At 74.0% G+C, this 12,557-nt stretch carries 14 protein-coding genes; 3 read left to right on the plus strand and 11 right to left on the minus strand.

The features are described 5' to 3' along the window. Positions 1–144: 144 nt before the first annotated feature. Both C1I97_RS18895 and C1I97_RS18900 read right to left on the minus strand, forming a co-directional pair. Positions 145–852: a phosphatase PAP2 family protein gene (locus tag C1I97_RS18895; protein ID WP_111004393.1), complete on the minus strand. Its 708-nt coding sequence runs from the start codon at positions 850–852 to the stop codon at positions 145–147. A 5-nt stretch (positions 853–857) separates the two neighbouring features. Then, positions 858–1,469: a phosphatase PAP2 family protein gene (locus tag C1I97_RS18900; protein ID WP_111004394.1), complete on the minus strand. Its 612-nt coding sequence runs from the start codon at positions 1,467–1,469 to the stop codon at positions 858–860. A 242-nt stretch (positions 1,470–1,711) separates the two neighbouring features. On the opposite strand from C1I97_RS18900, the gene C1I97_RS18905 reads away from it, so the two are divergent. Further along, positions 1,712–2,179, plus strand: coding sequence for a DUF5709 domain-containing protein (locus C1I97_RS18905; protein WP_181446790.1), 468 nt, complete (start codon positions 1,712–1,714; stop codon positions 2,177–2,179). A 60-nt stretch (positions 2,180–2,239) separates the two neighbouring features. Here the strand turns inward: C1I97_RS18905 and C1I97_RS18910 are convergent, their stop codons facing one another. Beyond that, complete coding sequence (locus tag C1I97_RS18910) at positions 2,240–2,446, minus strand: hypothetical protein (RefSeq protein WP_111004395.1); 207 nt, start codon at positions 2,444–2,446, stop codon at positions 2,240–2,242. Positions 2,447–2,648: 202 nt separating this feature from the next. On the opposite strand from C1I97_RS18910, the gene C1I97_RS18915 reads away from it, so the two are divergent. Then, complete coding sequence (locus C1I97_RS18915) at positions 2,649–4,493, plus strand: glycoside hydrolase family 15 protein (protein WP_111004396.1); 1,845 nt, start codon at positions 2,649–2,651, stop codon at positions 4,491–4,493. 83 nt (positions 4,494–4,576) lie between these two features. Beyond that, a complete protein-coding gene (locus C1I97_RS18920; RefSeq protein ID WP_111004397.1) occupies positions 4,577–4,813 on the plus strand; it encodes a hypothetical protein in 237 nt (78 codons plus the stop codon). Between the two features lie 63 nt (positions 4,814–4,876). Here C1I97_RS18920 and C1I97_RS18925 read toward each other — a convergent pair whose 3' ends face one another. The 8 genes from C1I97_RS18925 to C1I97_RS18960 all read right to left on the minus strand — a co-directional run bounded on the left by C1I97_RS18925 (position 4,877) and on the right by C1I97_RS18960 (position 12,556). Next, a complete protein-coding gene (locus C1I97_RS18925) occupies positions 4,877–7,672 on the minus strand; it encodes a SpoIIE family protein phosphatase (RefSeq protein ID WP_111004398.1) in 2,796 nt (931 codons plus the stop codon). Positions 7,673–7,755: 83 nt separating this feature from the next. Next, positions 7,756–8,448 carry a GAF and ANTAR domain-containing protein gene (locus C1I97_RS18930; protein ID WP_111004399.1) on the minus strand — a complete coding sequence of 231 codons (693 nt, stop codon included), beginning with the start codon at positions 8,446–8,448 and terminating at the stop codon, positions 7,756–7,758. Positions 8,449–8,657: 209 nt separating this feature from the next. Next, entirely contained in the window at positions 8,658–9,539 is an 882-nt protein-coding gene (locus tag C1I97_RS18935) for a fructosamine kinase family protein (protein WP_181446791.1), read from the minus strand. Beyond that, positions 9,536–10,000, minus strand: coding sequence for a low molecular weight protein-tyrosine-phosphatase (locus tag C1I97_RS18940; RefSeq protein ID WP_111004400.1), 465 nt, complete (start codon positions 9,998–10,000; stop codon positions 9,536–9,538). Before C1I97_RS18940 ends, C1I97_RS18935 begins: the two co-directional genes overlap by 4 nt. A 62-nt stretch (positions 10,001–10,062) precedes the next feature. After that, complete coding sequence (locus C1I97_RS18945) at positions 10,063–10,827, minus strand: metallophosphoesterase family protein (protein WP_111004401.1); 765 nt, start codon at positions 10,825–10,827, stop codon at positions 10,063–10,065. Further along, positions 10,824–11,114, minus strand: coding sequence for a hypothetical protein (locus C1I97_RS18950; RefSeq protein ID WP_111004402.1), 291 nt, complete (start codon positions 11,112–11,114; stop codon positions 10,824–10,826). Before C1I97_RS18950 ends, C1I97_RS18945 begins: the two co-directional genes overlap by 4 nt. Beyond that, entirely contained in the window at positions 11,111–11,803 is a 693-nt protein-coding gene (locus C1I97_RS18955; protein WP_111004403.1) for a nucleotidyltransferase family protein, read from the minus strand. The genes C1I97_RS18950 and C1I97_RS18955 overlap by 4 nt, the downstream gene beginning before the upstream one ends. A gap of 135 nt (positions 11,804–11,938) precedes the next feature. Then, positions 11,939–12,556, minus strand: coding sequence for a lipoprotein (locus C1I97_RS18960; protein WP_258382633.1), 618 nt, complete (start codon positions 12,554–12,556; stop codon positions 11,939–11,941). Between the last annotated feature and the right edge of the window lies 1 nt (position 12,557).

Genomic DNA, 12,557 nt, shown 5'->3' on the forward strand with positions numbered 1-12,557 from the left:
GCCTACGCCCGCACCTGGCCCTCCCACCGGTCCGGCGACCTGCTCCTGTACATCGCGCCCCAAACGCGCGAGAGCACTGGCCCGTGACGGCCCCGCCGCCCACCGCCGCGCCACGGTGATCCGCCGGAGGGCGGCGTGACCACGTCACGCGGAGTGCGACCGCTCGTGCACCGGTCCCCCGGCCGTCGTCGTCGGACCGGCCACGAGGCGGGCGGGCAGCCACCAGGCCGCCGCGCACAGGCACACGCCGAGCCAGCCGACGGCGAACAGCCAGCCGCCGATCACGTCGGTGAACCAGTGCACCCCGAGATACACCCGGGTCAGTCCCACCAGTACGCCCCAGCAGCCGACGACGAGGCAGACCGCCGTACGGCCGCGCGGGGCGCGTACGGCGATCGCCACGATCACCAGCCCGGCGGCGAGCGCGGAGGTGGTGGTGTGCCCGGACGGGAAGGACCAGTTCGAGGCGTGGGTCATCCAGTCCTGCCGGGGCGGACGCGGGCGGGCGATCAGCTCGAGCACGCCGTAGCGCACGGCCTGGCCCCCCGCCAGGCAGGCCACGCCCAGGGCCGCCGCGGTCGTACGCTGCCGGGCCGTGCGGCCGAGGACGAGGGCGGTCAGCACGACGAGCACGTACGGGAAGGCGCCCGTGCCGGTCGCGGTCAGCCCGCGGGCCACGGCCACCGCCACCTCCGGGCGGTGGCCGACGGACCAGGACAGCGCGCCGCTGTCCACGGACAGCGGCGCGCCGTGGCCGTCGACCACCAGGGCGAGCACGGCGAACGCCGCCCACGTGCCGAGCCCGGCGCCGCCCGCGATGCCGGCGGTGTCCCTGTGCCTGCTGGACCTCATGACACTCATGGTCCCCATGACACCAGCAACGGGCGCAGCCGTGTCGCGGTCAGGCGCCGGACCAGTCCCTCCGGACGGCGCGCCAGCACCTTCAGCACGGCGAAGGCCACCACGGCACCGACCACGAGTCCGGCCGCCACGTCGTGCGGATAGTGCGCGCCCACCCAGACCCGGGAGAGGGCCATCGCCGCGGCGGCCACGCACGCGACCGCGGCCAGGCGGCGGGAGACGAAGAACAGCGCCACCGCGGCCGCGGCGGCGATCGCCGCGTGATTGCTGGGGAAGGACCAGTCGGTACGGGCCGGACAGGCCTCCAGGGTGGCCACGTGCAGTGCGCGACAGGGCCGTACCTCGCGCACGAGCAGCTTCACCACCGCGTTCACGGCGTAGGCGACGACCACGACGAGCGGCACCGCCAGAGCCGTGGCCGCCGCCTCGGCGCCCAGCCGGCGCGCCCGCCACCAGCCCACCAGCATCAGCACGGCGAACACGGCGAGGCCGTACGCCGACCAGGCCGACACCGTGTCGTCGAACCAGGCGGGGGAGCGGCGGGCCAGGTCCACCACGTCGGTGTAGACGGAGCCGTCGACCGACGGGCCCGACAGGGCGAGGATCATCCGCGTGCCTCCTTCGGGCCGGCGAACGCGGAGGTGGCGCCGACCGAGTGACTACAGGTCTGTAGACCGTCTACCGAACTGTAGACGACAACGACGCCCAGGGCGTTCCCGTGGTCGCCCCGACGGGTGAACCGGGCCGGGTCACCGGGCGGGTGATGATCACCGGACGGGTGATTGGGCCGGGCCCTGCGGGAAACGCGAATCACGACACGCTGACGCCCAGCCGCCGCGAGGAGGAACCCGTGAGCACCGATCCGATGGCCGACGACGCCTACCAGCCCACCGGCAGCAACGAGGAACAGGAGGACGCCGCGCCACTGGACATGCAGAACGCGGTGGGCGAGCGGACCTACGACGACACCCTCGACGAGGGGTACTCCCCGCCGGAGAAGCCCCTGGGCGTCACCAAGTACGGCACGACGGCCGCCGAACAGCACCAGGGCGAGAGCCTCGACCAGCGGCTGGCCCAGGAACAGCCCGACGTGGCCGAACCGCAGGGCGATGCCGTGGGCGACCTGCCCGGCGGCGAGGGCGAACCGGTCGACCCCGAGGCGGGCACGGACCGCGCCGGCCGCCTCGTCGCCCCGGACGAGGGCGCCCACACCGACACCGCCAAGGAGGAGATCGCCGCCGACAAGGGCATCGACGCGGGAGCCGCCGGCGCGGAGGAGGCCGCCGTGCACGTCGTCGACGACGACACGCTGCCCTGATCGGCCGGTCAGTACGGGGAAAGGGGCCGGAGCCCGAAGGCTCCGGCCCCTTTCCCGGCCCTAGGGCAGCAGCTTGTCCAGGGCGGCCGGACCCTCCGTTTCGAGCTTGCGCCTGGCCCACTCCAGGTTGCGCGGGGTGATGTCGCGGCCCGCGGCCAGCACCACGTCCTCGGGGGAGACGTCGGTGCCGGTACGGGCGTGAAGGACGTGGTCGGGGGTGCAACGCTCCCCCGGAGAGCGGGATGCATCGGGCTGTGACGTCGACATGTGTCCTCCTCGGGTCCGGCCGGCTCCCCGCTCGGGTCCGGACTGCGGCTCCGATGCCGCGGGAAGCGGGACCTCCTCCCACGATTGCCCGCCGGGCCGCACCCCGCATCCGGAAGGACCCACCGCCCGCTCCTAAGCTGGAAGAACCGGAAGAACCGGAAGAAACAGAATAAGCGGAAGAGCCGGAAGGGAGGCAGCCGCGATGGGCGACACCCGAAGCCGGCGGCCCGGGCCGGGCACCCCCAACTACGTGCCGATCGCCGACCACGGCCTGATCGGCGACCTGCGCACCGTCGCCCTCGTCGGCACCGACGGCACGATCGACTGGTACTGCTGTCCCTCCTTCGACTCCCCGAGCGTCTTCGCCTCCGTCCTGGACGCCGAGCGCGGCGGCTGCTTCGAACTCGCCGCGGCCGAGGCGGCCCGCACCAAGCAGTTCTACTTCCCCGACACCAACGTGCTGATCACCCGGTTCTTCACCGAGGACGGCGTCGGCGAGGTGCAGGACTTCATGCCGGTGACCCAGGACCGCCAGGAATCCGCGGAGGCCGAGCGGCACCGGCTCATCCGCCGGGTGCTGTGCGTACGCGGCACCCTGCCGTTCCGGGCCCGGGTGGCGCCCCGCTTCCACTACGGCGCCGACCCGCACACGGTCCGCCTGGAGGGCGGCACGGCCCTGTTCGAGTCCGCGGAGGGCTCCCTCGCCCTGACGGCCACCGTGCCCCTGGAGACCGACGGCCCGGACCTGCGGGCGGAGTTCAAGCTCGCCGAGGGCGAGTCGGCCGTCTTCGCCCTGGACCAGGTGGGCGGCGCCGTGGCCCCGCGGCGGTGCGCCCGCACCGAGGCCGAGGAGCAGTTCTGCGCCACGGTCGTCTACTGGCGCCGCTGGCTCGCCCAGTCCCGCTACCGCGGCCGCTGGCGGGAGATGGTCCACCGCTCCGCCCTCACCCTGAAGCTGCTCACCTACGCCCCGACCGGCGCCATCGTCGCCGCGCCCACCACGAGCCTGCCCGAGCGGATCGGCGGTGAGCGCAACTGGGACTACCGCTACGTCTGGGTGCGCGACGCCGCGTTCGCCGTCTACGCGCTGCTGCGCCTCGGCTTCGCCGGCGAGGCCGAGGCGTTCATGCGGTTCGTGACCCGGCACATCAGCCCCGGCGACGGCAGGGGCACCGGCCCGCTGCAGATCATGTACGGCATCGACGGCCGCACCGACCTGCCCGAGCGGGAACTCGCCCACCTGGAGGGACACCTCGGCTCCGCCCCCGTACGGGTCGGCAACGCCGCCGCCGACCAGCTCCAGCTCGACATCTACGGCGCCCTGATCGACTCCATCTACCTCTACGACAAGTGGGCCCAGCCGATCTCCAGCGCCCAGTGGGACGACGTGTCCGCGCTCGTGGAGTGGGTCTGCGAGAACTGGGACCAGCCCGACGAGGGCGTCTGGGAGACCCGGGGCGGCAGGAAGAACTTCCTGTACTCCCGCCTGATGTGCTGGGTGGCCGTCGAACGCGCCATCCGGCTGGCCAACCGCCGCGGCCTGCCCGCCGACCTGCTGAGCTGGCGGCGGAGCCGGGACACCATCTACCGCCGCATCATGGACCGCGGCTGGTCGAAGGCGCGGCAGGCCTTCGTGCAGTACGAGGACGGGGACGTGCTCGACGCCGCTGTACTGATGATGCCGCTGGCGAAGTTCATCGCGCCCACCGACCCCAAGTGGCTGTCCACCCTGGACGCGCTGACCGAGGACCTGGTCTCCGACTCGCTCGTCTACCGCTACGATTCGCAGGCCAGCCCCGACGGGCTGCACGGCGACGAGGGCACGTTCTCCATCTGCTCGTTCTGGTACGTCGAGGCCCTCACCCGGGCCGGCCGCCTGGACGAGGCCCGCCTCGCCTTCGAGAAGATGCTCACCTACGCCAACCATCTCGGCCTGTACGCCGAGGAGATCGGCCCCACCGGCGAGCAGCAGGGCAACTTCCCCCAGGCCTTCACCCACCTGTCGCTGATCAGCGCCGCCTACAACCTCGACCGCGCCCTGGGCTGACGCCGTGTGTCGCCGGGGCGCGGACGGGTACTCGGCGTGGCACCGACGACGAAGGCAGAAGAGCCACCGAGGAGGAGGTCCGCATGACGAGCGGTACCGAGACCGGCGACGTCACCGGCACGCGGGACAAGGACTACAACCTCATCTGGTACGTCGAGGCGTGCCTGGACAACGCGCTGCGGCTGGAGCAGTACATCCAGGACGCGGAACGGGACAAGGACAACGAGGTCGTGGAGCTGTTCCGCAAGGCGCAGGCGGACAGCCGCAAGGGCGCCGAGATGGGCAAGGAGCTGCTGCGCTCGCGCCTGGGCGGCGGCTGACGGCACGCGTGCACCGCACCGGCCCGGACCCCCGCGGGGGGACCCGGGCCGGTGTGCTGCGCGTCAGCCGGCGCGGTCGCCGTCCGGCGCCGGGAGGGGGAGGGGCTGCTCGGCCCAGATGACCTTCCCGGTGGGCGTGTAGCGGGTGCCCCACCGCTCGGCCATCTGCGCGACGAGGAACAGCCCGCGGCCGCCCTCGTCCGTGCTGGCGGCGTAGCGCAGGTGCGGTGAGGTGTTGCTGCCGTCGAAGACCTCGCAGACCAGGGCGCGGTCACGCAGCACCCGTACGCGGATGGGCTCGGCGCCGTAGCGGATCGCGTTGGTGACCAGCTCGCTGAGGATCAGCTCGGTGGTGAACGTCAGCTCCTGAAGCCCCCACAGGTCCAGCCGCCGGCTCACCGCGGCGCGCACGTCCGCGACGGCCGCCGGGTCGTCCGGCACGTCCCACTCGGCGACCCGCTCGGGGCCCAGGGCCCGGGTGCGGGCGACGAGCAGCGCGATGTCGTCACTCGGCCGGAACGGCAGCCGGGCGTCGAGCACCGCCCGGCACGTCTCCTCGGGCGACTCTCCGGCCGAGGCCAGCGCGGTGCGCAGCTCCTCGAGGCCGGTGTCGATGTCCCGCTCCCGGTCCTCCACCAGCCCGTCGGTGTACAGCACCAGCCGGCTGCCCTCCGCGAGCTCCAGCTCGGCCGTCTCGAACGGCAGCCCGCCCAGTCCGAGCGGGGGGCCGGCGGGCACGTCGGGGAAGACCACGCCGCCGTCCGGCGCGATCACGGCGGGCGGCGGATGGCCGGCGCGGGCCACGGCACAGCGCCGGGAGACCGGATCGTAGATCGCGTACAGACAGGTCGCGCCGGTCACGGGGACGCCGGCACTGTCCGCCCGCTCGTCCTGGTCGATGCGGACGACCAGCTCGTCCAGCAGTCCGAGCAGTTCCTCGGGCGGCAGGTCCAGGGCGGAGAAGTTGCTGACCGCGGTCCGCAGCCGCCCCATCGTGGCCGCGGCGTGCAGCCCGTGCCCGACCACGTCCCCGACGACGAGCGCGACCCGCGCCCCGGACAGCGGCAGTACGTCGAACCAGTCCCCGCCCACGCCCGACTGCGCGGGCAGATAGCGGTAGGCGATGTCCAGGGCGTCCTGCTCGGGCAGGCTGCGCGGCAGCAGGCTGCGCTGCAGGGTGACCGCCAGCCCGTGCTCGCGGGTGTAGCGGCGGGCGTTGTCGATGGAGACCGCGGCCCGCGCGACCAGCTCCTCGGCCAGGGCGAGTTCGCCTGCGTCGAAGGGCTCCTTCTTGCGCGACCGCCAGAAGCTGACCAGGCCCAGCACCAGGCTGCCCGCCCGTACCGGCACGGTGATCAGCGAGTGGATGCCGTACTCCAGTACCTGGTCGGCGCGCTCGAAGTCCTGGGCGCGCCAGCCCGGAGCCGCCTCCAGGCGGGGCTCGAGGACCGGCCGGCGGGTCCGGAGACTGTGCGCCTGCGGCGAGGAGGCGATGAGACGAATCTGCTCGCCGACCGGGTACAGCGGGACGTCCTCGCGGATCCCGCCGTACGCCGTGCGCCGCAGCACGGCCCCCGGCTCCGGGTCCTCGCCGGCCAGTACGGTGTCGTACAGGTCGACGGTGGCGAAGTCCGCGAACCGCGGAACGGCCACCTCGACGAGTTCCTCGGCGGTCCGGGTCACGTCCAGGGTCGTGCCGACGCCCACCCCGGCGTCGTAGAGCAGACTGAGGTGTTCCCGGGCCTCCTCCGCCCGGCCGGACAGGGTGCGCAGCTCCGTGGAGTCGCGCAGCGTGGCCACGCTGCCCGACGGGCCGCCGTCCAGGTCCGTGGGCCGCTGGTTGATCGCCAGCAGCCGGTCGCCGACCAGGTGCACCTCGTCGGTGGCGATCCGGCCGGAGGCCAGCAGGCCGGCGGTGTTGGGGTCGAGTCCGAGGTCGAGCACGTGGCGCTGCTCGGCGTCCTCGGGCAGGCCGAGCAGACGGTGCGCCTCGTCGTTGGCGAGCAGCAGTTCCCCGTCGGCGCCGACGATGATCACGCCCTCGCGGACGGAGTGCAGCACCGCGTCGTGGTGCTCGTACATCCGGGTCATCTCGCCCGGACCCAGCCCGTGGGTCTGGCGCAGCAGCCGCCTGCTGACCAGTGCCGTCCCCGCCGTGGCGAGGGCGAGCCCCACGGCCGCGGCGCCCAGGACGACCGGCAGCTGCCGGTCCGCGAGGCCGCCCACGTTCCTGGTGGTGATACCGGCCGACACCAGGCCCACCACCTTGCCGTCCGGCGCCTCGACCGGCACGACGGCCTGCACCAGCCGGCCGATGGTGCCGTTGACCTCCTCCACGACGGCGTGGCCGGCCAGCGCGGGTTTGATGGTGCCGACGAACTTCTTGCCGATGCGGTCGGGCCTGGGGTGGGTGTAGCGGATCCCCTCGGTGTTCATCACGACGACGAAGTCGACGTGCGCCCCCCGGCGGGCGGCCTCCGCCCGCGGCTGCAGGACCGCCGTCGGATCGGGCGCGGCGAGCGCCTCGCGGGTGCCCGGCGCGTTGGCGAACGCCTCGGCCACGGCGAGGGAGCGGTCGCGGGCCTCCTGGCGTCTGTCGGACCGCACCTGCAGCACCAGCGCCACCACCGAGGCCACGACCAGCAGCAGCACGACGACGACCTGCAGCACGAACACCTGCCCGGCCACGCTGCGCCCACGCATCGCCGCCCGCAGCCCGGTCGTCTCTGCTCCCGGTGCCGGCCGGCGCCGCTCGGCCCGCTCACGCGCTCGCCGGCCAGGGCCGGGCGCGAGCTGAGGGCGCCGGCCATCGGAACGGCGGGCCGACCGAGTACCGGTTCGGCCCGGGAGTCGGACCATGTGCCATGTCTACACTGCCGCACCGGCCGAGGCGAGGGGCCGCCGCACCGCCCCGGCCCACCGGAGCGTCCCGGCCGGTCGTGTCAGCCCTGCTTGCGGGCCCCGGAGCGGATGTTCTGGGCCACGTCGCGGAGTTTGACGTTGTGGTGCTGGGAGATGCGGCGCAGGACGGCGAAGGCGTCGTCCTCGCTCAGGCGGTGGCGTTCGCGCAGGATGCCCATGGCCTCGCCGATCGCGTGCCGGGTCTCCAGCGCGTGTTCGAGCTGGTCGACGGTCCGGGCGCTGGAGAGGGCGACGGCGGCGTGCGAGGCGAGCAGCCAGCCGGCCGTCTCGTCGTCCGGGGTGAAGGCGCCGGGGCGGCTGGAGTAGAGGTTGAGGGCGCCGAAGTCGTCGTCGTGGGTGTACAGCAGGAAGCCCATCATGCTGCCGAAGCCCAGCCCACGGGCGGCCGGAGCGTACCGGGGCCAGTCCGGCTGCGGCTGCGTGAGGTCCGCGATGCGGAACGTCCTGTCCCCGCCGACCCGCCGGGCGGCGTCGAAGCAGGGTCCCTCGCCCAGTTCTCCCTGCAGCCGGTCGGACTCCACCACCACGTCATCGCTCACGGCCAGGGACACGGCACGCCCCTTGCGCAGGGCCAGGATGCCGGAGAACTCGCACCCCTCGATCAGCTCGACGGCCGCCTGGACGATCTCGTCGAGCGTCTCCTGTGCGGACTCCTGTGCCAGCAGGCGCCGGGCGAGCCGGGCCATCTGCTCAGCGAACTCACGCCAGTCCATCCGCGCCTGCCCTTCTCCCCACCGCTCGCACCGGTGCGGGGTGGCATCGCCCGCAATCTCCGGCACTGGCAGCCTACCGTGCACGCGCACGCGTACCACCCGGCACTGATCATGGTCCCCGGACCGCCGGCGTGCCCGAGCGCCTCTTCCGCCCAAGAAGGGGACGTCATGGCCGAGTTGACACACCGTAGGAGGTGCCACGGCGCAGGTCACCGGCCGGCGCCGCGGGCCGCCTCGACCGCCTGACCGGCGTATCCGCGTCCGAACAGCACCGTGTGCACCAGCAGCGGGAACAGCTGGTGCAGCCCGATGCGGCCGGCCCAGCCGTCGGCGAGCGGCGCGGCCTCCTGGTAGCCGTCGAGCACGAGGTCCAGGTGCGGGCAGCCGAACAGGCGGAGCATCGCCCGGTCGGTCTCCCGGTGCCCGCCGTGCGCGGCCGGGTCGATCAGCCGGACCTCGCCGTCCGCGCCCCACAGCACATTGCCGTTCCACAGGTCGCCGTGGAGCCGTGCGGGCGGTTCGGCGGGGCCGGCGAGCTCGGGCAGCCGCTCCAGGGCGCGCTCGATCACGGCCGCCTCGGCGGGCCGCAGGGTGCCGTCGTCGACCGCGCGGCGCAGGTAGGGCAGCACCCGGTGCTCGGCGTACCAGCACGGCCAGTCGGTGCCGGGAACGTTGCGCATCGGCGCGAGCCCGATGTACGCCTCCTCCGGTCCGCCGGGCGGTGGGGCGCCGAACGCGGGCGCCCCGGCGGCGTGCAGGGCGGCCAGGTCACGGCCGAACCGGGCCGCGGCCCGCGGGCTCGGCCTGCCCTGCGGCACCCGGTCGGTGACCAGCCAGTGCCGGTCGTGGCCGTGCACCGCCGGGAGGCGCACCGCGCCCGCCCCGGCGAGCCAGCGCAGTCCCGCGGCCTCGGCGCGCACCGCCCCCGGGCCGTCACCGCGCTTGACCACGACCACCCGTCCGTCGCCGAGCGTCACCTCGGTGAGGGCCCCGGACAGCGGGCGCCGGCCGGTCACCGGACACCCGGTCAGCCGGGCGGCCACGGCACCCGGACCGTCCTCGCCGGCGCCGGCCGGCCGCCGGCCGGTCATGCGGCGAGGCGCTCGCGCACCCAGGCGAGCAGACCGGGCGTCGCGGCCTCGATCATGTCCAGCACCGCGTCGAATCCCTCCGGGCCGCCGTAGTACGGGTCGGGCACGTCGAGGTCGCCGGTCGCGTCCGGGTCGAAGGAGCGCAGCAGCCGCACCCGGGAGGGGGCGTCGACAAGTCGCCGCAGCGCCTTCTCGTGACCGGCGTCCATGGCCAGGAACAGGTCGGCGTCCAGGTGCTCGGCCCCGACCTGCGCGGCCACGTGCCCGACCGGATAGCCGTTTTGGGCCAGCACCTCGCCGGCCCGCCCGTCGATGGCCTCTCCGACGTGCCACGGGCCGATGCCGGCGCTGGTGACCCGCACCGCGTCCCCGAGCCCTTCCCGGCGCAGGTGCTCGGCGAACACCAGCGCGGCGGACGGCGAGCGGCAGATGTTCCCGCTGCAGACGAAACAGATGTGCACGGCCCCCAGCGTACGGGCCCCCGCCCCGGCAGGGGCCGGGAGTCGCGGCCCGGCCGACCCGGTCAGCCGGACCGCTCGCCGGGCGCACCGGCCGTCACCGGCTCCCGCGCGTGCACGTGGTAGACGTGGAAGGCCCGCCCGATGACCGGCTGGGCGACATTGCGCACCCGGACGCCGCCGCTGGTCATGCCGTTCTCCGTGCCGGCGTGCGCGTGGCCGTGCACGGCGAGGTCGGCGCCGGCCGTGTCGATCGCCTCGGCCAGCAGGTAGCTGCCGAGGAACGGATAGATCTCCGGCGGCTCACCGGCCAGTGTCTCCGGCACGGGGGAGTAGTGGGTCAGCGCGATCCGCACGTCGCACCCCTGCTCGCCCAGCTGCTCCAGCGACGTACGCAGGCCGTCCGCGCAGCGGCGGGTGTACCGGACGAACTCCTTCATCAGCGGCTCGCCGAACTCGCCCGCGCAGCGGCCGACGAAACCGCCGCCGAACCCCTTGGTGCCGGCGACACCGACGCGCGCCCCGCCGCAGGGCACGACGACCCCGCGTCCCTCCAGGACCTGGGCGCCGGCGTCCTCCAGGACGGCGGTGACCTCCTCGGGCCGTTCGTCGTGGTGGTCGTGGTTGCCGAGGACGGCCACGACCGGCACCGGCAGGTCCCGGATCTCCCGTGCCACCACCCGGGCCTCCTCCGGCGTGCCGTGCCGGGTGAGGTCCCCGGCCAGCAACAGGACGTCGGCGCACTCGGACAGCGTGTCGAACGCGGGCCGGAGCGTGCCCTGGCTCTCGGGCGCCATGTGGATGTCTCCGACGGCTGCTATCCGGATCATGCGAGGTCCTCCACGTGGTCGGGGGAGGAGACGTCGGCGACGACGACGTCGCAGTGGACCTGGTTGCCGGCCAGCTCCTCGTCGACGACGCGGCAGATCTCGTCCCGGCAGTGTGCGGTGGGAACGGTGCCGGTCAGCAGCACCGCCTCGCCGCGCACCTCCAGCCGCACACCCAGTTCGGCCAGGGGGCCGGCGGCGATCCGCTCCTTGAGGCGGGCGACGCGGTACTCCAGGTTGTCGCCGGCGCCCGGAGCGCCGGAGGACCGCTCTGCGCCGTGGTTGCTCATGGCCGCTCCTTCGGCGGGGAGATGACGTTCAGGCGTTCGAGGAGGAAGAAGAAGGCGGCGGGCATGGGCTCGTCCCCGCAGTCCCGCCGGACGCGGTCCCAGTCCACCTTCTCCCGCAGCGCACGGGCGACGGGCAGTACGGCCCCGAAGTCGCAGTGGTGCTCGGAGAAGGCGCCGACCAGGCTCCACAGCAGGTCGGTCGGTGACAGGACGGGCATGCGCACCGAGTCCACCGGCAGCTCCTCGGCCCGTTCGAGCATCTCCAGGGAGACGGGCTGGTGGGCCAGTTCGAAGATGATGTCGACGTCCTGGTCGAAGCACTTGGCCTTGATCAGCCAGTCCTCGGGCGGGGCGTGGACGGTCAGGCCGCCCTCGCGCAGCGTGTCGGCGACCTCTTCGGCGTCGGCGGGCCGTACGCAGAAGTCGGCGTCGTGCTGCAGGTTCTCGCTGCCGCCGTGGGCGTAGGCGGCCACGCTTCCGGCCAGCGCGAAGGCGTGCCCCTTCCGTTTCAGCAGGGCGCCGACCTGCTTGGCCGCCTCCAGGATGGCCTGGTTGCGGTCATGGGGCAGGTGCCGGTCCTGTGGCTCGGGCCCGTGGGGTGACGGCTGTCCGCCTCGGCCCGCCGCCAGACGAAGGCCGGGGGATCCCGCTCGCCGGGCGGGAGCCGCGTCGCCTCCGTTGCGCGTCATGACCACTCCTTTCACCGCACCGGACGGTCGGCTGCCCCGGCCGGGCAGGACGGCCTCTCGTGCCCCGGTCGGGTACCCGTCGCGCCCACTCCGACACGGTGGGAGCGGGCGGCCGGGCAGGTGGCGCTCAAGCGGTCAGGGAGTGCGCAGGGTCTTCCTGGCGAGTTCGTAGGCGGGGAGCATCTGCTGGTGCTCCTCGGTGTCCAGGCCGCCCAGGTGCAGGACGACCGGACCCTCGGGGGTGCTGACGGCCAGGGCGCGTTCCTGCTTCGACTCGTCCAGGATCCCGCTCGTGCGGAGGTACTCGACCTCGGAGCCCTCGAGCCCGCCCGCACGGAACGGGCGGTACTCCTCCTTGTTCACGGCGCCCTCGGCGGCCACGAAGGCGCGCAGCACCGTACGCGCGTCACCCGCGTCCGACGCGCCGGTCCACACACGCAGGAAGCCGATGTTCCCGGCGGGTTTGGCGTCGATCTCGCACACGGCGGTCACCGGACCCTGGTGCAGGAGCGCGCCGGCGGCCTCCTCGGCGGCGGGGGAGTCCCCGGCCGTCCGGTCCACGGCCCTGGCCTCCCAGTCCGCGGCGATGTCGAAGGTGACGGGAAGCTCGCAGGCCGAACCGCGGGCGCCGACGGAGCCCCCGCTGCGGGCGACGGCCGCCTCGTCCGCCACCGTGGCGGACGCGCCGGCGGCCGGAGCCGCGCCGTCCACCGGATCCGAAGCCCCCGAACACGCCGTCAGCGCCCCGCCCAGC

The organism is Streptomyces sp. NTH33 (assembly GCF_003236365.1).
Lineage (GTDB): Bacteria > Actinomycetota > Actinomycetes > Streptomycetales > Streptomycetaceae > Streptomyces.

What these genes read in the sequence shown, in the direction of transcription:
- C1I97_RS18895 (WP_111004393.1), bottom strand. Translation starts at nt 852, where the DNA reads ATGAGGTCCAGCAGGCACAGGGACACCGCCGGCATCGCGGGCGGCGCC.
- C1I97_RS18900 (WP_111004394.1), bottom strand. Translation starts at nt 1,469, where the DNA reads ATGATCCTCGCCCTGTCGGGCCCGTCGGTCGACGGCTCCGTCTACACC.
- C1I97_RS18910 (WP_111004395.1), bottom strand. Translation starts at nt 2,446, where the DNA reads ATGTCGACGTCACAGCCCGATGCATCCCGCTCTCCGGGGGAGCGTTGC.
- C1I97_RS18915 (WP_111004396.1), top strand. Translation starts at nt 2,649, where the DNA reads ATGGGCGACACCCGAAGCCGGCGGCCCGGGCCGGGCACCCCCAACTAC.
- C1I97_RS18920 (WP_111004397.1), top strand. Translation starts at nt 4,577, where the DNA reads ATGACGAGCGGTACCGAGACCGGCGACGTCACCGGCACGCGGGACAAG.
- C1I97_RS18925 (WP_111004398.1), bottom strand. Translation starts at nt 7,672, where the DNA reads ATGGTCCGACTCCCGGGCCGAACCGGTACTCGGTCGGCCCGCCGTTCC.
- C1I97_RS18930 (WP_111004399.1), bottom strand. Translation starts at nt 8,448, where the DNA reads ATGGACTGGCGTGAGTTCGCTGAGCAGATGGCCCGGCTCGCCCGGCGC.
- C1I97_RS18935 (WP_181446791.1), bottom strand. Translation starts at nt 9,539, where the DNA reads ATGACCGGCCGGCGGCCGGCCGGCGCCGGCGAGGACGGTCCGGGTGCC.
- C1I97_RS18945 (WP_111004401.1), bottom strand. Translation starts at nt 10,827, where the DNA reads ATGATCCGGATAGCAGCCGTCGGAGACATCCACATGGCGCCCGAGAGC.
- C1I97_RS18950 (WP_111004402.1), bottom strand. Translation starts at nt 11,114, where the DNA reads ATGAGCAACCACGGCGCAGAGCGGTCCTCCGGCGCTCCGGGCGCCGGC.
- C1I97_RS18955 (WP_111004403.1), bottom strand. Translation starts at nt 11,803, where the DNA reads ATGACGCGCAACGGAGGCGACGCGGCTCCCGCCCGGCGAGCGGGATCC.